This is a genomic window from Peribacillus sp. NPDC097895 (assembly GCF_050277555.1).
GTDB lineage: Bacteria > Bacillota > Bacilli > Bacillales > DSM-1321 > Peribacillus.
Map to the genome: position 1 here is coordinate 22539 of NZ_JBNNSH010000004.1, position 18915 is coordinate 41453.

At 35.0% G+C, this 18915-nt stretch carries 23 protein-coding genes and 4 pseudogenes; 20 read left to right on the forward strand and 7 right to left on the reverse strand.

Annotated features, from left to right (window positions below; translation table 11 throughout):
• Positions 1-572 precede the first annotated feature (572 nt).
• The 7 genes from ACQKMH_RS19200 (at position 573) to ACQKMH_RS19230 (ending at position 5207) form a co-directional block, all read left to right on the forward strand.
• Positions 573-1424: an alpha/beta fold hydrolase gene (locus tag ACQKMH_RS19200; RefSeq protein ID WP_427589030.1), complete on the forward strand. Its 852-nt coding sequence runs from the start codon at positions 573-575 to the stop codon at positions 1422-1424.
• The gene (locus ACQKMH_RS19205) at positions 1417-2628 is read left to right on the forward strand and encodes a SpoIIE family protein phosphatase (protein WP_427589031.1); all 1212 of its coding nucleotides are present in this window, start codon (positions 1417-1419) and stop codon (positions 2626-2628) included. The genes ACQKMH_RS19200 and ACQKMH_RS19205 overlap by 8 nt, the downstream gene beginning before the upstream one ends.
• Before the next feature lie 363 nt (positions 2629-2991).
• Positions 2992-3204 (forward strand): hypothetical protein, encoded by a 213-nt coding sequence (locus ACQKMH_RS19210; protein WP_427589032.1) that lies wholly within the window; start codon positions 2992-2994, stop codon positions 3202-3204.
• 477 nt (positions 3205-3681) lie between these two features.
• Complete coding sequence (locus ACQKMH_RS19215; RefSeq protein ID WP_427589033.1) at positions 3682-3876, forward strand: hypothetical protein; 195 nt, start codon at positions 3682-3684, stop codon at positions 3874-3876.
• An 85-nt stretch (positions 3877-3961) separates the two neighbouring features.
• Complete coding sequence (locus ACQKMH_RS19220; protein WP_427589034.1) at positions 3962-4177, forward strand: hypothetical protein; 216 nt, start codon at positions 3962-3964, stop codon at positions 4175-4177.
• Between the two features lie 420 nt (positions 4178-4597).
• Positions 4598-4828 (forward strand): hypothetical protein, encoded by a 231-nt coding sequence (locus ACQKMH_RS19225; protein ID WP_427589035.1) that lies wholly within the window; start codon positions 4598-4600, stop codon positions 4826-4828.
• Complete coding sequence (locus tag ACQKMH_RS19230; protein WP_427589036.1) at positions 4821-5207, forward strand: hypothetical protein; 387 nt, start codon at positions 4821-4823, stop codon at positions 5205-5207. The genes ACQKMH_RS19225 and ACQKMH_RS19230 overlap by 8 nt, the downstream gene beginning before the upstream one ends.
• Here the strand turns inward: ACQKMH_RS19230 and ACQKMH_RS19235 are convergent.
• Positions 5133-5443: pseudogene (locus ACQKMH_RS19235) on the reverse strand (tyrosine-type recombinase/integrase); the annotation flags it as partial. The gene ACQKMH_RS19230 and the pseudogene ACQKMH_RS19235 overlap by 75 nt on opposite strands.
• Before the next feature lie 166 nt (positions 5444-5609).
• Here ACQKMH_RS19235 and ACQKMH_RS19240 point away from each other — a divergent pair.
• Positions 5610-5738 carry a hypothetical protein gene (locus ACQKMH_RS19240; RefSeq protein ID WP_427589037.1) on the forward strand — a complete coding sequence of 43 codons (129 nt, stop codon included), beginning with the start codon at positions 5610-5612 and terminating at the stop codon, positions 5736-5738.
• Positions 5739-5787: 49 nt separating this feature from the next.
• Here the strand turns inward: ACQKMH_RS19240 and ACQKMH_RS19245 are convergent, their stop codons facing one another.
• A complete protein-coding gene (locus ACQKMH_RS19245) occupies positions 5788-6219 on the reverse strand; it encodes a CotD family spore coat protein (protein ID WP_427589038.1) in 432 nt (143 codons plus the stop codon).
• 226 nt (positions 6220-6445) lie between these two features.
• Here ACQKMH_RS19245 and ACQKMH_RS19250 point away from each other — a divergent pair, with 226 nt between their 5' ends.
• The 6 genes from ACQKMH_RS19250 to ACQKMH_RS19275 all read left to right on the forward strand — a co-directional run bounded on the left by ACQKMH_RS19250 (position 6446) and on the right by ACQKMH_RS19275 (position 10633).
• Complete coding sequence (locus tag ACQKMH_RS19250; protein WP_427589039.1) at positions 6446-6787, forward strand: hypothetical protein; 342 nt, start codon at positions 6446-6448, stop codon at positions 6785-6787.
• Between the two features lie 308 nt (positions 6788-7095).
• Complete coding sequence (locus ACQKMH_RS19255; protein WP_427589040.1) at positions 7096-8271, forward strand: oxalate decarboxylase family bicupin; 1176 nt, start codon at positions 7096-7098, stop codon at positions 8269-8271.
• Between the two features lie 63 nt (positions 8272-8334).
• Positions 8335-9015: a DUF6944 family repetitive protein gene (locus ACQKMH_RS19260; protein WP_427589041.1), complete on the forward strand. Its 681-nt coding sequence runs from the start codon at positions 8335-8337 to the stop codon at positions 9013-9015.
• Between the two features lie 118 nt (positions 9016-9133).
• Positions 9134-9475 carry a YolD-like family protein gene (locus ACQKMH_RS19265; protein WP_427589042.1) on the forward strand — a complete coding sequence of 114 codons (342 nt, stop codon included), beginning with the start codon at positions 9134-9136 and terminating at the stop codon, positions 9473-9475.
• Positions 9476-9767: 292 nt separating this feature from the next.
• Positions 9768-10226: a LytTR family DNA-binding domain-containing protein gene (locus ACQKMH_RS19270; protein ID WP_427589043.1), complete on the forward strand. Its 459-nt coding sequence runs from the start codon at positions 9768-9770 to the stop codon at positions 10224-10226.
• Positions 10223-10633 carry a DUF3021 domain-containing protein gene (locus tag ACQKMH_RS19275; protein ID WP_427589044.1) on the forward strand — a complete coding sequence of 137 codons (411 nt, stop codon included), beginning with the start codon at positions 10223-10225 and terminating at the stop codon, positions 10631-10633. Before ACQKMH_RS19270 ends, ACQKMH_RS19275 begins: the two co-directional genes overlap by 4 nt.
• A 320-nt stretch (positions 10634-10953) precedes the next feature.
• Here ACQKMH_RS19275 and ACQKMH_RS19280 read toward each other — a convergent pair.
• A pseudogene (locus ACQKMH_RS19280) lies at positions 10954-11091 on the reverse strand (helix-turn-helix domain-containing protein); the annotation flags it as partial.
• Positions 11092-11105: 14 nt separating this feature from the next.
• Between ACQKMH_RS19280 and ACQKMH_RS19285 the strand changes: the two are divergent.
• The 3 genes from ACQKMH_RS19285 to ACQKMH_RS19295 all read left to right on the forward strand — a co-directional run bounded on the left by ACQKMH_RS19285 (position 11106) and on the right by ACQKMH_RS19295 (position 13664).
• Positions 11106-11894, forward strand: a complete 789-nt coding sequence (locus ACQKMH_RS19285) for an acyltransferase family protein (RefSeq protein ID WP_427589357.1) — start codon at positions 11106-11108, stop codon at positions 11892-11894.
• Between the two features lie 276 nt (positions 11895-12170).
• The gene (locus ACQKMH_RS19290; RefSeq protein ID WP_427589358.1) at positions 12171-13049 is read left to right on the forward strand and encodes a YitT family protein; all 879 of its coding nucleotides are present in this window, start codon (positions 12171-12173) and stop codon (positions 13047-13049) included.
• Between the two features lie 447 nt (positions 13050-13496).
• Entirely contained in the window at positions 13497-13664 is a 168-nt protein-coding gene (locus ACQKMH_RS19295) for a hypothetical protein (RefSeq protein WP_427589045.1), read from the forward strand.
• A 25-nt stretch (positions 13665-13689) separates the two neighbouring features.
• Here ACQKMH_RS19295 and ACQKMH_RS19300 read toward each other — a convergent pair whose 3' ends face one another.
• Together ACQKMH_RS19300 and ACQKMH_RS19305 are read right to left on the reverse strand one after the other, a co-directional pair.
• Positions 13690-14358: a DNA alkylation repair protein gene (locus ACQKMH_RS19300; RefSeq protein WP_427589046.1), complete on the reverse strand. Its 669-nt coding sequence runs from the start codon at positions 14356-14358 to the stop codon at positions 13690-13692.
• A 254-nt stretch (positions 14359-14612) separates the two neighbouring features.
• A complete protein-coding gene (locus ACQKMH_RS19305) occupies positions 14613-14870 on the reverse strand; it encodes a hypothetical protein (protein ID WP_427589047.1) in 258 nt (85 codons plus the stop codon).
• A gap of 810 nt (positions 14871-15680) precedes the next feature.
• Between ACQKMH_RS19305 and ACQKMH_RS19310 the strand changes: the two are divergent.
• Positions 15681-15889, forward strand: a pseudogene (locus ACQKMH_RS19310) (ERCC4 domain-containing protein); the annotation flags it as partial.
• 122 nt (positions 15890-16011) lie between these two features.
• Here ACQKMH_RS19310 and ACQKMH_RS19315 read toward each other — a convergent pair.
• Both ACQKMH_RS19315 and ACQKMH_RS19320 read right to left on the reverse strand, forming a co-directional pair.
• Positions 16012-16185 carry a hypothetical protein gene (locus ACQKMH_RS19315; protein ID WP_427589048.1) on the reverse strand — a complete coding sequence of 58 codons (174 nt, stop codon included), beginning with the start codon at positions 16183-16185 and terminating at the stop codon, positions 16012-16014.
• A gap of 215 nt (positions 16186-16400) precedes the next feature.
• The gene (locus ACQKMH_RS19320) at positions 16401-16865 is read right to left on the reverse strand and encodes a hypothetical protein (protein ID WP_427589049.1); all 465 of its coding nucleotides are present in this window, start codon (positions 16863-16865) and stop codon (positions 16401-16403) included.
• Between the two features lie 611 nt (positions 16866-17476).
• Here ACQKMH_RS19320 and ACQKMH_RS19325 point away from each other — a divergent pair.
• Both ACQKMH_RS19325 and ACQKMH_RS19330 read left to right on the forward strand, forming a co-directional pair.
• On the forward strand, positions 17477-17614 hold the full coding sequence (locus ACQKMH_RS19325) for a hypothetical protein (protein ID WP_427589050.1): 138 nt from the start codon (positions 17477-17479) through the stop codon (positions 17612-17614).
• A gap of 322 nt (positions 17615-17936) precedes the next feature.
• A pseudogene (locus tag ACQKMH_RS19330) lies at positions 17937-18268 on the forward strand (transposase); the annotation flags it as partial.
• Between the last annotated feature and the right edge of the window lie 647 nt (positions 18269-18915).

Here is an 18915-nt window from a genome sequence, read left to right on the forward strand (position 1 = left end):
TTTTCTTATGGAACTAAAGGGGCAGGTTAGTTGAGGGGAAAACGAACCACACCAATTTAAGCCAAAATTTCATATACGGGTGTTATTGGAACCAAAAGATTTTCAACCAATTCACTTTGAGTCATTATCAATGAATCTTAGTATTGAATATTTGACAAAAAAGGTATATAAAAACTGGTCTACTCGATTATTTATTTGTTTTTCTACTTCAGTTATAACCTTATTCGTTACCTCGTTATATTCTTGTAGGAACTCCACAACGTTCTACGCTCTTGAACAGTGAAAAGAAAAACATCATGGGCCATATATTTCTTAGTGACCTAAACAAAAAATCCCTCGTAGATATCTTTTACATAATCCCTTCTTATAATTAGACTTTCCTAAGGCTAATTATCAAGGAATGTTGTCGACCTTTTCCGGGTATAAGAGGTTCGTGTATACGTAAGACTAAGAGTTTCCAAAAGTCTTGAAACTCCACGAAGTGGATACTTCTCCCACCATTGCTGTTCTTTAATTCAAATAAAGTTAGTGTTAACATATAGTAAGTATATCTTCTAATGAAGGAGCCAATTATGAATTCCGATATTTTATTACGTAATAATGTAAAGGTTAAAGGAAGTGGTACACGACCAATGATATTTGCTCCAGGTTTTGGTTGTGATCAAAATGTCTGGCAATTAGTTGCAAAAGACTTTGAAGATGAATACCAAATTATCCTATTTGACTATGTTGGGTCAGGTAATTCAGATATACAGGCGTATAACGTGGAAAGATACAGTACTCTTGAAGGGTATGCACAGGACGTACTTGATGTTTGTTCCGCATTAGACCTAAAAGATGCTATATTTGTTGGACACTCTGTTGGATGTGTGATTGGCATGCTGGCATCAATTAAACATCCTGAATATTTTTCTAATCTTGTTCTGGTTGGTCCTTCCCCTTGCTACCTGAATCTCCCTAATGATTATTATGGAGGATTCGAGAAAGAACAACTTTTAGGATTAATTGATATGATGGACAAAAATTATATAGGCTGGGCAACCGCCTTTGCGGGAACGGTAATGAATAATCCAGATCGACCAGAGCTTAAACGGGAGCTAGAGAATCGTTTTTGTTCAACTGATCCAATTATTGCTCGACAATTTGCGGAGGTTACCTTTTTTGCAGACAATCGTAAAGACTTAGCAAAAGTAAAAGTACCATCACTCATTTTGCAATGTTCTAAAGATGTTATTGCTCCTTCAGCAGTAGGTGATTACATTCATAAGCATCTTCCTCATAGTACATTGAAAATGATGAAAGCAACAGGACACTGTCCACATATGAGTCATCCTGAAGAGACGATATACCTAATCTGTCAGTATTTGGATGAATTTCCGACAAGCGATTTACGGAAAGGGATGGGTGTGAATTTTTGTGAATGAACAATTAAATGAGGCTCCCTGCGGATATTTGACTTTATCAGAAGACGATACTATTTTATCCGTTAACCAAACCTTACTTAACATATTGGGGTATAAACTGGATCAGATGAAAGGGCAGCATATTAATTTTATCCTTTCGGCTTCTGCTATACTCTTTCATCAGCTTTATCTGGTTCCTCTGATTAAGTTAGAAAATCACATTGAGGAAATATATATATCCTTAAAGTCTTTAGATGAAGAAGAAATACCTGTGTTACTCAACGCTGTTCGAAGAGAGCGAGATGGAAGAACTATTATTGAGTGTGTGGTGATTCCAATGCGAAAAAGAAACGAATTAGAAAATGAGCTTCTTATAGCGAAAAAAGAGGCAGTGACAGCTCTAAACGCTAGGAATAAGGCTTATTCTGATTTAGAGAATGCTCATGAAACGATGAAAATGCAAAAGGATAAACTTATTGAATTAAACGAAAAAAACGAAAAATACAAAGTAGATACAGAAAGAGAAATGGATCTTGCTAAAAAAATCCAAGAGACACTATTAACTGTTCCTATTATTAATGAACATCTTGAAATTCAAGCGTATTATAAAGGCTCCAATCAATTATCAGGTGACCTTTATGGATTTTACCAAATTGACGCCCAACGGTATGGTATTATCCTACTTGATGTGATGGGGCACGGGCTTTCTTCAGCTCTAATAACCATGTCACTTCATTCCATATTTCAGAGATTAATTTTAAAAGGTTCTGAAGTGAAAACTGTGATGAAGGAATTAGATGATCATCTTCATTCTTTATTCAAAAACACAAGTGAAACTTGGCATTACTGCACAGCCGTCTACCTTTTAATCGATACTGATAAGAGAGAAATTAATTATATCAATGCAGGCCATCCTTCCGTTCTTTTACAGGATATAAACGGAAATCAATATCACTTGCGTTCTAATCGACCTCCACTCGGGATGTTTGAAGATATGATTTTCAAAACAAATACCCTTACATACGATAAGGACAGTAAGCTGTGCCTTTATACAGATGGAGTTGAAGAACCTTTAGGTTCAGACCGCTTATGCTCATTGTTAAAGACCTATTCGGCTGCCCCTTTATCTACACTCAAAGAGGAAATTATACATTCGCTTAGAAATGAAGAGGAAACTGACCAACGTAAAGATGACCAAAGTCTTATTTTAGTTAAACTAAAATAAGACTTTGGGGTTGTGCTATCCGTTACATAAACTAATACAGGTTGCTGTTCAATTTCTTGGGAGTTCGTGTAGTAGATACTATGTTCGCAAATCAATTATTTAAATTTAGTTGGTTCGAAAACCTCATTTTGATGAAATTATTGATGTGATCGTAGAGGATTAAAAATACCATCACTTAGCGAAAGGGCTTTTTTAAATTTCAAGCGAATAATAAGTAATTGTACGGTTTCAAATTTGTGTAAATCTTGGATTTTGAAGAAATTATTAACTAAGATACTCCTTTTTAGGTATAAAGAACCTTTATGAGATGTGAGTAAACTAATACTTTAGAATTAGTTTTATTCACAATTTTGGGGGGATATAATGACAATCGCATTATCAATTAAAATTAATGATGGAATTGTGTTAGCTGCTGATAGTGCTACAACAATTACTGAGTATTACAATGATGGCCAGGAATTAAAACGGGTATACAATAATGCTAATAAGGTGTTACAGTTACATAAAGAAATACCTGCAGGATTAATAACTTGGGGCAATGGTAGTATTGGTAAAGAATCGATAGCTACTATTTAACAATTTTGCGTCGATAAAGCTGGCTGAAAGATTAGGATTCGAAAATCCAATGGAATATTCAATATTCGTTAGAAAGTAAAAAATCCTTATTTCGCTAACGGGTGTTTTACTCCAATTATGGAGGTTGCTGAGGCAACTTTTTTTGTATGCACTTAAAGGTGCGTTTGTTTAACAAGAAGGAAAGGGAGATACATATTAGTCATGTATAATATGTATCTCTCTTTATCTTTTATGACTTTTTACGATTTAGGTCTTGATAAGCGGAGCAATCCATCTTTCGTTGAATATATATCATAACCGTCTATCCCAATGGCGAGGCGTTTTTATGTTCCTTGTAAACTAGGCATACAGAAATACATGATCTACAACAAATAAAGTGAGTGTAAAGTCTTGTGCCTAGTTTAGAGTGAATAAACAATTGGGAATCCTTGCCTTTTAGTTGAATATAAATAGTATGAAAACTAAGGGGGAGAAAAGGTGGATATATTTGATGAACATGCGAAAGTGTTAAAAAAGATGTTTGATAATAAAAAAGCCCAAAAGGAAATTATAGAGAAAATGGGAAACGGCATAAATTCAGAGTTGGAGAATCAGTTGCAAACTTTAAAAAAGGAATACTACATTTTGAGCAAATTAGAAAGAACATATGATAATCGCTATGAATTTTATTGAATTTGAGCACCCATACATTTGGGTGCTTTTTTTAGGCAGGAAAACGTCTCCTTTTGTCGTATTGATAAACGAAGGGGATGACAAAATGAATGATGATTATGAGAAAATCGGTATTTTATTGTCCAATATGACGAACGAATTAGTGTCGAGTAGAGTAAGGGTTAAAGCTATAGTAGAATTACTAACTGAAAAAGGTCAGATAACCTACGAAGAGTATGAAAAAAGGTTTGAAAAAGTTTTTGAACGAGATGCAAAGTCATTTAGAGATGATTTAATAAAAGACGTCAAGAGTAGTGAATAAAAGGAGAGGGCACCCATTAATTTGGGTGCTTTTTTTTATGGGGTGAGAACGATGAACCGTGAAGAGAAGAAGAAACCAGTTAAGAATCAATCACCCTCTCTATACATTTACAAGTTTAGCTGAAGAAGAATTTTTTATATAAATTCAAACGTAATTATCGGAATAATAAAACTACACATAGTAAGTATACCTTGATATTTATGTTCAAAAAGGCTCAATCCTCTTTCTCATACAGATCATCTACTTTAACCCCTAATAAATCTGCCAAAGAATATGCTCTGTCCATAGGTGGGTAACTATTTTGTAATTCATAATTCCTTAATTGTCTTGTGGAAATACTTTACACCATTCAATGAAGAATACACCTGATGAATTGTACTATGAAGTCTTCTTTCTATAATTCAATGAAGGAGCGATTGTATGTTTTTTCATAAGAGTACCAAGAAAGCTTTTAAACCATTACATGACTTCTTGTCCGAATGGAGCAATGATCCAGAAGATACTGAGGAAACTTCAAGCCAGTACATGTACATGTTTCATTATGAAGAAAAAACATATTACAAGCACTTTGGAAACCGTGAATACTTCAACGTTTGTAATAACGGTACAACAGAAGGGGAAATTGAGGATTGGAGCAACTGGAATGATTAAATGGTTAGCGATACCAGCAATGGCATTTGGTGCAGCACTTCTCCCCAAGAAAAAGTTAACTGATCAGAAAAAAATACAGCTGATTTTTGAAAATAGAAAAGTTGGTATCAATAAATGCGAGAATTTCCTACACCCTAAATTAGTCCGCAAATACAACCATACCACTTACACCACATATATCTACTCCTTGCCGTTAGGCGTACCTTCAGAAGCGTTTGAATCATTTATCCCTGTTTTAAAGGATGGAATTAATAAAAATGAAGTTATTATTTGCCCGATAAATGCCCGGAAAAAATCAAAAAAATTATTCAAGGACATTTTTCATATGCTCCTCGAATTTATCCATTGTGTCATGTTCAATTTTTTTACTAATATGTGAGTATACATCTGCTGTGATTTGCATACTGCCATGTCCTAAGCGCTCTTGAATGTATTTCATGCTTGCGCCAGGTCAGCCTCTAAGTGTAATACTGCATGCGTATGTCGAGTAGAGTGAATAGGCAAAGAGGGAAGCTCTGCTTTTTTTAGGATTCGAGCAAATGAATTAAAAAGGCTTGATTTTGGCATGTAGTTACCATCATTTCTGCATAATACTAAATGAAGTTCATGAGAGTAATAAAGTTAAAAGAAAATAATCTAATGAATCAAAACGTTGCCTCCATTGCAGAAGTAACGTCTTTTTTAATTATGAATACTGCGGCATCGGCCGAAGTTAATACAGAAATCATGATGAAATGAATGGATGCTGAACAACACATTACAGAATTGGAGGGGAAAATCAATGGATGATTCTTATTTTAATTTTTATCTAACTGCAGTAAAGTTCGGTATTCTAGATATCGAACTTGTTCCAGATAAATATCGTGAAACCTTAAGGAACGAACTATTTCCACACCCAAATGAAGAATAGAACAACCTACTATGTAGATAAGGGCAAATAAGCCCTTATACAGTATTAATTAATATCCAAAGTGCCTGGGAGGGCAGCATGGGTTTTGCGGTGGCTGTCCACAAATCAGGTTTTGAGTATAGCATTCGTTGACCACAGATTGAGTGTGAGGAAAGTAATGCTTATACGTATTCACATGTTTATTGACAGTTGTAGTATGCGATGGATGAACGACAGGAATCACTGTGTTCGATACATTCGTATTAACATATTGCTGTGTTGGAGAGACTTGCGCTGGAGCAACTTGAGTAGGAAGTGTTTGCGTTGGGCAATGTTGCACTGGAGACCCAGCCATTGGACTATAGGCTCCCATTACGTTGGAATGTTTACCGGTCGATGCTCCCATTACTCCAGGCGCGTTCCAGTATGCTCCCATTACATTGTTGGATGCTCCCATTACATGGGGGTTATTTCCTCCGCTATTACGATTACGAAAAAACATTAATATTACATCCCTTCTTTAAGATTTCATTACACTTGTAGTTTATGAAGAAAGTGTAGGTTTGTACTAATGAAAAAGCCTTTTAAGACAAGAATAGGCATAGAACACTTGTTACAATCAAAGTCGCCTCATTGGGTGGCTTTTTATTATGTATACATCCTAGACATACAGAGAGAGAGAGAGAATTTTATGTTAAAGGGGGTTATGGACATTGGAGGAGATGGACATGCCACAACGTTTAGAGAACCATGAGCAACGAATATCGAAGTTGGAAACCAATTATGGTGAGGTTATCGATAAGATTAATAGCATGGAAAAGGGTCAATTGGAAATTCAAAACGTTGTCCTTAAATCTTCTGGTGATCAGAAAGATTTACTAAATAAATTAATTGAACACAGCCTTGGGATTACTGCTAAGCAGGAAGAGACTAAAGGAGAAGTTTCTAAATTTAAGATTAGTTCACGTAAGGAAATCGTTTTAGGGTTACTTGGTGGTGGAGGGTTCGTTGGAATTCTTACAGCTGTTATTGCATTTTGGGGAGAAATAACAAAAACATTCGGAGGTTGATCATATGGATAACGAAGTCGGTTTCTTAATGTACTAACAGATGCGTTAGCTGAAGATCGGAGCTATCTTTAAGGCAGCATTTTCTTTATGCAACTAACGTAGGCAGGTTAGTTGAACAAGAAATTTTAGTCTCAGAAACAAAAATTTCAGAAGTAGTTTCTTATATTAAATTTTAAACTAAAAGGAGTAATTTCTTCATGAAGTGTAGCCCCTGTATATTTCAATAGGCACAGTAACAGTTTGAAGCCCAAGTCATACACTATGAAAAATAATTTCCCCTTAATATCCCATAAACGAGGAGCGTATTTATGGAAAAACGAATCATTAATCAAGTGGACGGGAACGTGCCTCAGCCTATCCGAAGTGATGGAGCTGGAGGGATTGACTCTGGCCCGCGTAATATTATGCGAGATATTCAAAATCCGAATATGCTCGTCCCACCTATTACAGATGCAGGATTAGTTCCTAACTTGAAATTCTCATTTTCAGACACTTCTATGACATTAAATCACGGGGGATGGTCACGGGAGATCACCGTCAGGGAACTTCCTATAGCGACTACTCTTGCGGGTGTAAATATGAGTTTAACGGCAGGCGGAGTACGTGAACTCCATTGGCATAAACAGGCTGAATGGTCTTATATGCTATTGGGCCGGGCACGTATAACCTCGGTTGACCAACAAGGACGAAATTTTATTGCCGACGTGGGCCCAGGCGATCTTTGGTACTTTCCCCCAGGTATCCCACATTCGATTCAAGGGTTGGAACATTGCGAATTTCTACTCGTCTTCGATGACGGGAATTTTTCCGATCTTTCCACCTTATCCATCTCCGACTGGTTTGCACATACTCCAAAAGATGTTCTATCGGCCAATTTCGGAGTACCAGAGAGTGCTTTTAACTCCATTCCTTCAGAACAGGTATATATCTATCAGGGGGATGTACCAGGTTCACTGGAAAGTCAAGATGTCCAGTCACCCTATGGAGAAGTCCCGTTAACCTTCAAGCACGAACTGTTGAAACAAACACCAATCAAAACGCCTGGTGGTAGTGTACGAATTGTTGATTCTTCTAACTTTCCCATTTCTAAAACAATCGCAGCAGCACTCGTTGAGATTGAACCGGGTGCAATGAGAGAACTTCATTGGCATCCTAATAACGACGAGTGGCAGTATTACCTTACCGGACAAGGGAGAATGACCGTATTTACTGGAAACGGTGAAGCTCGTACATTTGATTATAGAGCTGGTGATGTCGGGTATGTGCCCTTTGCAACCGGACACTATATTCAAAACACAGGTACCGAAACATTATGGTTTTTAGCGATGTTCAAAAGCAACCGCTATGAAGATATGTCGCTGAATCAATGGATGGCACTGACTCCTAAAGAATTAGTTGAAAGCAACTTAAATGTTGGATCAGAATTGATCGATTCTCTACGCAAGGAGAAATGGAATGTTGTAAAATATCCTGGTTTTTCCTAAGTACCAAAAAAGGGATGAAAAAGAACTACAAATTCTTTAATTATTGACAGGTTGGCGGTTGAAATGGGAAGCGTATTTATATCAATCTTTGGTTCGGTGATCGTAGCTGTCGGAACAATTTCAGCTGCACTCGGTTCTACGCCAGTGAACTATATAAAAAGTAATTTGCGTAATGACCTAAATTTGTGGGGAAACGTTTTACAGGCAGGGGGAAATGCTTTACAAGCTGACGTACAAGGGGATGTCCTTAGAACAGTTGGAAAGGAATTTCAGTCAATTGGAAACTCTATCGTAGTTACAGGGTTGGTTATTGACTTCAATAAAGAAATAGATCAGAAATTATTCATAACGGGCAACTGGATACAAGCTTTGGGTGGGGCAATTAATGTTGGCCATGGACTTGAGCTTTCTCCTTTCCCAGGCCACTCAGAAAACTTAATAGGAAACATATTACAAGTCACAGGGAACTCATTACAAGCTATAGGAGGGATTAATGAATTAAGAAATAGTGATGAAAAAGGTAAAGACCAAAAAGCCGATAATGAGAATTCTTTAACCACTAAAGGTGTATTAAATGAAAATAAAAACAATGGCTACAGTTATGGAGACTATATAGAACAAAACAATGAACAATCAGAAACATTAGTAGTAATGGGTAGTTGGATACAAGCAACTGGCTCTGTCCTTTCATTGATTGGAACAATAAAGGAAGCCACTCTAGATAATCAATCGAAAAGCCAGTAGGAAATGCTGGCTTTTGTCAAGTTCTTTAAGCCCGAACCTCTTTGGGGAAGTAATTTTTTTCTGTCTTATATAAGAACTCTTGTTCGTATATAATAAATGTAAAGGAGGAATCTATCTGATGAGTACAATTCGTGATAGAGGGCTCGTTAAATGGGAAGCAGCATTGATTATGCCAGAACATAAAGCATTAAATAGTAAATTGGGTGAGGTTGATTACTTCCTAAATAAAAAACCTGTCCTTGATGAATATCAGGTTGAAGAATTTGAATACAATATTCATTATGCGTTGGAATATCATTTACCAATAAGTTTTAAATTGCACAACGAGGGAAAGCCCCATGATCTGCACGGGTATTGTGTGTACATACATCGTCACGAAAGAGTTACGTATTCAGAAGAAAGAGACCACTCATATAATGGTCTCATTTCGTGCCCTTTGGAACTAACGCGCACCCGTTAGTTTAAGTACAATACTTCACAAAGTAATGAATAATACTCAACAAAAAATACAGTAACCATTCCTCTCTCACAGTTGAAGGTTTTATGGCCTTCTTTATAACTACCTCAACAAATTGTTGTTTTCGTTAAACGGATCATGGGATTCCTTTTGTGTAAGTCACCAACTATTTTCCACAAGTTACCCTTCATTTTTCTTCCACTTACTGGAATTATGGAGACTTGAAAGGAATTTCATCATACAATAAATTAGAAAGTCAATGAGAGGATTTTAGGTGAAAAGAGGTGTCTGAAATTTGAAACTTTCTCTTAATATTGACAAAGCATTTAAAGAAACAAGAGTTACCATCGAAGGTCCTGAGTTGGATGAAAATATACAGGAACTAATTGACTGCATCTATGGAAGGGAGCAACAATTCCTGATTGGAAAAAAGGGAGAAATGCAACATATTCTCAAACCGGATGACATCCACTATTTTCATACTGAAAACGATCATATTATCGCCGTAACAGAAAAAGATTCCTTTATTTTAAAAGAGAAATTATATGAGCTCGAGTCCATGCTCCCTTCTAAAAAATTTATCCGTCTGTCTAAATCTGTTATCGCTAATTTGAATCAATTGAGCCGTTTTGAAGCATTATTCAATGGTACACTCTGCGTTTACTTCAAATCAGGAAAGAAAGAATATGTGTCTCGTACCTATGTCCCTGCGATTAAAGAAGCTCTAAAATTGAACAGGAGGAAAGTAGAATGAAAACATTTATAATCCGCAGTTTTATCGGTATTTTCTTTGGATGCTTTATTGCGGTTTTAGTCACCAATTTATATATCCTTTTCGGTGGCTTCGAAATGATAGATGGACCAGTATTTTTGAAAAACTCCATCGGCTCCGCTCTTTGTGGCTGGTTTTTTACAGTCAGTCCCTTATACTTTGAAAACAGGAATTTGAAACTATCCCAGCAGACGATTCTCCATTTTTTAACCATCATAATCCTATACCTCATCTTGGCACTCACGATTGGCTGGATTCCATTTAATATTACCAACATACTGTTAACACTCTTAATTTCCATTGTCGTCTATACGATCTTTTGGGTTGCATTTTATCTTTACTTCAAAAATCAAGCACGGAAATTAAATGATGATTTAAAGAAACTATGAGAATTGATGTTTATGAGGTACTGGGCTTTGGGCTAGCAAGGATATCCCCATTTAAAATAAAAAAATCTTCCGCCTTGGAAGATTTTTTGTTTGATTTTCCATACAGAAATATTGTGGTTATTAAAGTAAACTGCCCCTTTAGTTGCATAAGAAAATCAGCAAAAACCTTTAATAAAAAAAATTTGAAGAGAATTGATCGGATTAACTAAAGGAGTAATAAAAAATTCTCTTATGGAAACATACTCTTTTGTTTAATGAGCCTGATACTTTAAGGGCTAAATGAATAAAATATTCTGGGCGGGTAAAAACCTTTTCTGAGATTAATTAAGGTTGCCCATAAAATCCGCATCAAAGTAAAGATTATTCATAAGTTTGTTCACAATCCCGTTATAGTAAGCAAATTTGCCTTTATGCATCTGCACTCCACTTTTCACCTTCATAGCAAATTCCTTAAACGCTAATTAATTTTTGGATAGTGTTAATCCTATTTGTGGCCCTTGGTTCTTTTATTGGATCTGGTTATCCGGAAAGCATGAACGAATTTCTTTCAAATTTCTTTTTAATTACAAATAGCTACAATTCGGCATGGTGGTTCATGCAAACTTATGTTATCCTAGTTGCCTTATCCCCACTGCTTGTAAAGTTAATAAAGAAATATAACTCTATGTACCTTATCATTATTTTCGGCTTAGTGTATCTAATTAGTTATATTCAAAGAATAATGGAAGTAATAGACTTTAATGACTCTGTTATTCTATCAACTATTTCACATGCCTTAGGTTTAGTTGGCACGTCGCTGTTTCCTTTTATTATAGGTTCCATTTTTGCAAAAGAAAAAATATATTCTAAAATTTATGATAAGTGTTATGGAATGAAATATAAAAATGCTGTTTGTATATTACTTATTTTCTCTCTTGTTTTAGGACATTCATTATATGAGTCCATGATTATTGCTCCTTTCACAGCGATTGCTTTTATATGTATCTTTACTCTTATGAACAAAAACATAAAGGTCAAGAGGTTATTAGAGTACTTAGGCGATCATTCAACAAGTGTATGGTTAACTCACATGTTTTTTTATATGACTTTGTTTCCTGAATTAACATTTATGCCAAAATATCCAATCTTGTTTTTAGCATGGCTGTTCATACTATGCTTAGTTTCGTCTCACATCATTAATTCCAACTACAATCCAGTAATTAGTTTAATCTTCACAAATAAAACCAAGGTAAAGATAAAAATGAAAAGTGTTGCGGGTTAAATGGTTTTAACTAACCGAAGGAAAAAATGTGCGGTAATGAGAAGTCGTCCAAAATGGCGGCTTTTTATTATGCCTTTAAAAATGGTGTTGCGATGGACCATAAAGAAGTAGAGTAGCAGCGAGACAAATACAGCTATTTTGTTGAGGGAGAAGGAGGGTGTGAGTCAATGGAGGAACATACTGTGCGTTAGATTAGAACTTCTATTATTCAAAGGTATTTTTCCTGATTTGATATTAGGATATAATAGAAAAAAATGAATAAAAGGTGTGATTTTTCTGACGGAAGTTCTAAAAAAGCAGCATAGAAAGTTATCTAGTTTGATAATTATCCAACGGACCATTCTTATTACAATTGGTGCTTTGCTAATGGCCACTGGATTGGAGATCTTTTTAATTCCCAATCATGTAATTGATGGTGGTATTACAGGTATTTCAATTATGCTTTCTCACATTACTGGTATAAAACTAGGAATCTTTCTTTTCCTATTGAATCTACCATTTGTATATCTTGGATATAAACAGTTTGGAAAAACTTTTGCTATATCTACTATATATGGGATTATAATGCTTTCGATTTTTGCAACATATTTTCATCCTATTCCGCCCTTCACTGAGGATATCCTTCTTGCTACAATTTTTGGCGGCATTTTCTTAGGTGTTGGTGTAGGAATAGTAATTCGTAACGGTGGTGCGCTTGATGGTACAGAAATACTTTCGATTGTAATAAGTAAAAAAGTACCTTTTTCTGTTGGCGAAATTGTTATGTTCATCAATCTATTTATTCTTGGTTCTGCTGGATTCGTTTACACATGGGATAGAGCTATGTATTCAATCTTAGCTTATGTAATAGCTGCTAAAGCCATTGACATTGTTATTACTGGAATGGAAGAAACAAAGTCAGTGTGGATAATTAGCGATGAAGCAAGAGAGATAGGTGATGCAATCAATAATCGCTTAGGACGGGGAGTGACATACTTACATGGTGAAGGTGCCTATTCTGGAGAGGATAAGAAGGTTATTTTCTGTATAATTACCAGACTTGAAGAATCTAAGTTAACTACAATTGTTGAAGAGATCGACCCTTCATCATTCTTAGCAATTGCAAATATTGCGGAAGTACGAGGTGGACGGTTCAAAAAGAGAGATATTCATTAATTTGTACAATGTACTTATTAACAGAGCCAACATTTTGATGCTGTCACCACTAGAACAAACTGTGTGGTACTGAAAACTAAATAGCAATTCAATTCAAGTCGTCCAAATGGGCGGCTTTTTATTTTGTATAAATAACCTAGACAAACAGAGAGAATGATTATTAAGTTGGACTTAGCGCCTGCCAAGTAGGAGGAAACTTAGAAGAAAGAATAAATATACCAATTGACATTACGGATTGAGGTTGACCTTATTAAGAAGATACTATGAAAAACTCATTCTATCATCATTTGAGAATGAGGCTAGGCGAAAGGTTTTTAATAGACAATAATATAAGAATACACCGAATTTAGATTTTTAGAAGAGAGAATGGACTTGGTAGTCGTTGAAATCGATCCGAATAAAACTTCCCGTGTACAATTAAGTAATTGTGTAAAGAGGATAATATCTGTGATTGAAATGAAATATAAAAGCAAGAAAGTAAAAGAGATTTGTTTTGATAAAGATATTATTAAGATCATGAAATTTATAGATGTTATGGATAATGAGACCATGTTTTACACAGCCTTTTTAAGAGATAAGTCATTTAAACCTGAAGAGGAAGTTACTCATTATTAAACCCTAATAAATTTTTCAGAGGTAACTAATTATTCTGTCGTTTGTTAACTTCAATCGTAATGAACTCCGGCAAATAGCTGGGAGTACATCCTTTTGCTACTATTTCATCTTTGTAAAGACCCGTTTTCTCACCAAGTTTAATACAACGTGCACGATTCTTTTCATCATAAACGCCTATCCAGCCTGCGGTGAAATTCATAGCCCATTGAACTTCCGGTTCTTCCTGCGTAATATTAGCTTCTAATGCAGATAGTAAGTCTGCGGTGTTATCAGGCGGTGTTTGTCCAGTCCATCTCAATCGCCCTTGATAATACCAGAAAGCTCGCCTTTGAAGAACAGAAGGACTATTTTCCCATGACTCCATCAATGCAATTTTCTTCTTGTCTTTGGTGAGCTGATTAGCCATTAACCAATCCATTAAGTTATTTCGCTCATCAAAAGTGTGAGTCTGCATATCCTTATCAAGCTTATTTAGCACATCTTGTGAAAGAAGTTTTTTGTCCATAATTAAGATTGCTAATAGTCTGGGCAAAAACTCTTCGGTTGACCAAAGTTCCATAGCTAGTTCGTGATCTTTTTTAATGTCCTTCGCGATTTTTCGTAAGTCGCCTAGCTTAGTTTTACTATTGATCTGAGGTAGAATGTTTTCTGCTTTTGAAGAGCGTTTTATTTCTGTATCTTTTTTTTCATCCATTTTATACAACTCCTTTATTAAAGCACTGTTTCATAAATATGTCCTTGACGGGATATATCAAGAAATTAATTTCGTTATAAGTCTTATTGCAGTGGTTTGCCTCCAAAGTTTACCTTTTTTAATATTGTAGCATATATCGTTTAAAGCTTTCTCCACATGTAATAGAAGAGCAACCATCTTTAATATAGTAATAACATTTACTTCCTTTTAATTGGATACGAAAAGAGCATTCCTTTTTAAAGAAACGCCCCCCGTTAGTTCAACAATGTTTTATAAGAAAATATAATAATTCCGCAAATCACTGTTACACCTATAAAAGTAAACAAGTAAAGAAAAGGAGAATTAACTTTACCAAAAACTACTTCACTTTGAAGTGTCTCTACTTTATCCCACGCACTTGCTATATCTGGTTTGTAGTTTCTTGTTTTGATATAACCGACTAACATCATACCGACTATATAGATTATATGAATTATTATTGAACCAATAAATGCTTGTAAAATTATCTTCATTTAGACTCCTCCTCTACATTTATATTACCATAATAACCCATAATCGCATGAGCTGCTTTAGACAAAGGTACCTATACCAAGATTCAATACAATAAAATTTTGTTTGAAATACAGCAATTAGAGGAAATGAAGAAATATGAAGATAAGATAAAGGTATACAATAAGAACAGATAGGAAACCAGATATTATTTTCCCTGCTTGTGCGCCTTTATTATCAGGATAAATATTACCAATAATAAAGGAAGTGATGAAAAATATAGCTGAATAGAACATTGTATAATGTGTACCTGAATCACCATTTGACCAAGCGCTTAATCCGATATTATTTAAAATAATATCTCCAATGCAAAACTTATTACCAAATCGAAAAGCAAACATATTCCGATTAAACAAAGTGCGAAAGAAAGTGAACCTACTCCAATGTTTTTTGTTTTTTTCTCTGTAAATGTTGTCATGTCTTTTTCCCCTTACTGATAGGTATTTTCCTCTTATCAAGAAAAACCCTAATTACTTAATTTTATGAGTTTTCAAGTTAAATCCCACAAATATTGTTTACGACCATAAAAGACCCACTGAATTATGGTTTTTTTATTTAAACATATCTTATTTTAAAGGGATATATAGTTTTGAATTATTGTAATAATAATGAAGGTATATATAACTATTATACTGTTTTTTGGAGAAATGAAGTTAAGAGGGAACGGTTGAATGAATCTGAAAGAATCCATTTCGTATTTTGAAAATGAAAAGACAAAAGAACCATCAAAAGAAATGTATGATCGTGCGATGACTTACTTTAGGAGGAAATAAATGTCGGACATAACTTACATTGTGGACACCAGGGAACAGAAAAATCAGCATGTACTTGATTATTTCAGAAAGAAAAATGTTCCTTTCAAGTTAAGGACCATGAAAACTGCGGATTACTCGCTATGATTCCTAAAAATCATGAAATGGGTATCACCAGGGATATTTACTTGGCTGCAGGTATTGAACGAAAAAATGGAGTGGATGAACTGTTTTAAGGATTTGAGTTAGATAAAATAATTTCACAGTTCAAATAAGCGGTATACAAACTGAGAAGTAAAGGTGATGGAATAATAGTGAAATAAAATAAAAATGAAAAAGAAAGAGTATTATATCACTCTTCCCTTTTGCCAATTTCATACTTATCTAACTTTAATGAAATGTCTCTAAGTAAACTGTTTCGTTCCTTTTGAGTTTTGATAAAGCTGATTAAAAACCAAGCGATAAATGCTATTGGAATCAAATAAAATAGTATACCAGTAAGTGCCATGAAGTCTACCCAGTTCATTTTTTTCTCTCCAATCTTTCTATTGGGAATTATAGCATAAATCCCCCAAAAAAATGGCAAGAAAATAATTGATGAACAGTTCGAATAAACAAAGACACAAAAAGTAACTATTCTCCGAAAAATATTTACCCAGGAAAAAAAGGAATTTACACAAAGGTTTTATATTCTAAGTTTGCGCTGGCCTACAAATGAGGTTCCCGATTAAAATCGGAAACTTATAACCGTTCGCCATAAAGTTCTTTTTCTTCATTTGGATGGAAAAGAGTGAATCCTTTTGAACAAAATAAAAACCGTCTATCTATCTCGAATCCAGCTTTATTCAAAATTTCTAATGTGCCATGGGGACCTGTACCAGAGTAACCACAACTACAACCAGAAAGGTGTAGTTCATTTCCTTTTTTGTCTATAAGAATAAGATCACTATCTACCAAAATATTGGCGTTATTAAATTCTTTAAAGATTTTTGCAATTTTAAAACGGTCAAACTGATCTTTAACAGCTTCAAATAACGCAACACTTTTATGAGTAACACCGCGATCTTCACCATAATCTTTAATGACAAATACTTCTCTTTCATACGATTTCTTATATGAGTGGTACTTTTGGTAAGTAGCGCCATTGGTTGTACAAATAATTGGCTTATCACTATTATGTTTTTTATTCGAGGATTTATTAAACATTGCATCCCTCCTAACTAGATTTTATTAAGTTTATTAAGGGAAAAAGGATATTAGTACAAACAATTTGGTGAAATGCTAAAAATTTCATTTTCTCTTAGCATCGTTAAATGGATTTAAAAACAAACAAAACTATTATGGCATAAGAATGGTGCTAAATTGAATGGCTATTACAAACCTTGGAAATCAGCTTAAAGAGTTTTTCTAACTTGCTAGGACGTGTCGAAATCAGGTTAACCGTAAGCTATACCATTGAGGAAAAATGGAAGGTAGGAGTAGAGGCACGAAAGAACTATCCGAGCTTAGAAGTATTGTGAACAGTCAAAAGACGGTAACAACTAATCGGTTAAAACCATTACTGAATGAAATTCAAAAATCATATATACAAACGGGCAATAAGGTCAAAAGCCAGAAAAAAATCCTTAAGAAAATTAATTCAAATTACAGTGTGGCAAATTTAAAGGCGACTAGGTTATCGGTACATGTCCAAACTCATGAGGAACTTAAAAAGGCCCAGTTCAGAGTTAAAGGTAAAATATAACGAAGTCATGAAGGAGCTACACCAATTTAAATACACCAGATAAAAGGAAGGTTAGCAAGTATGGGTTATTCCCGTGATTACGGTTAAAAATGCTGAAAGTTACCTTAAGACTGAGATTGCTGATGATATAAAAAAAGTTTGGGAAACATTTAAGGATTTTTGTAAAGAAGCAATAGAGGGAGAAGAAGATAAAGAATATATCATAAGGTAAATGGAAATTTCATACAAATATATTGACATCCTATTAGCTGGTTTACTTGAAAAACTAGGGTTGATGCGTCAGTCTTTTTTATGGAACTAAAGGGGGATCTTCCCTAGGTGTAGAGTGACAATTTTGTTCATTAATACAACTTATATTCATTTAAATTTCAGAAGCTTCTCGCTGGAGACCTCCTATATTTCTATCTTCGACTACCATGCGCAATCCACGCTTCGGTCTGAGTGTAATAGACGGAAGTGGCTTTACTTCATGATGGTCAGGCGCCAGCCTTATCCGATATCTTTGAGCAATGCATGCTAGGACAAGCACAGGTGGTTTCTCTCACGGTAACTCTCTATTAGGGCATGCGGGATTACATCTAGCTGAAGCAAGTTCAGGCAAATGGAAAGGTCAGATTGTCATTTCAAAGCGTGGAAGGTCAAGACTACGACGATTCCTCTACTTAGCAACAATGAGTCTTGTGATGAATAACCCTGAGTTTAAAGCCGTCCATTTCCATAATGTGAAGGTAAAGGAGATAAAGAAAATGAAATCAATCATGAAACTGATAGGTAAAAACTAGCAAGGATTTTTGTAGGAATAGCAAGACGAAACGAGTCTTATTGTCCAAATAAAGTTCAAGTATTATCCTCTTTAGCAGCATAGAAGAAAAACATTAGTTATATAAAATGTATCATTTTAAAATAGTTAACTTTAATTTTGAATGTTGTCTTATTCGTAGGATTTCAAATATGCACGGAGTACCAGGTTTCTTAAACAAAAGGGCACTGTGACCCATCAGGTTAGCATAACTGGCCTCCACCCCTTGGATAGGCATGCCGAAGGAATGAAAGGGCAATTGACCCGTTGAGACATGGGAGGGAAAGCCTCCAGGGGCGGTGTGGAGATGTACATAATATGGAGATATATGGAGTAGTAGCTGACTTCTTTATTTAACTATGCCTTCACGAAGCCTAACTGATTTGAACTCATTTCATTTACCCGTAAGACTAATTACAAGGGCTATGAAATCCTGCGAATAAGTGAGCATTCGAGAGATATTCGCATCAAACTGAAGGAGTTCAACAGTGCTGCTTGATCTTTGTTCAACAATTGGGCCAGATTGTGAAGAAAATCAAAAAGGAAATTGGATATTTATGTTAAATTGATATAAAGAACATTGCTAATAAATGAAATTAAGTTAACAGGGCAATTTAGCTTAATAGGGACATACAGAGTTTTGTCGGATTGTACCACTTAGTATAGAAAAAATATAATATGTTAAAATTGGATACAGAATTTATTAGGAGGAG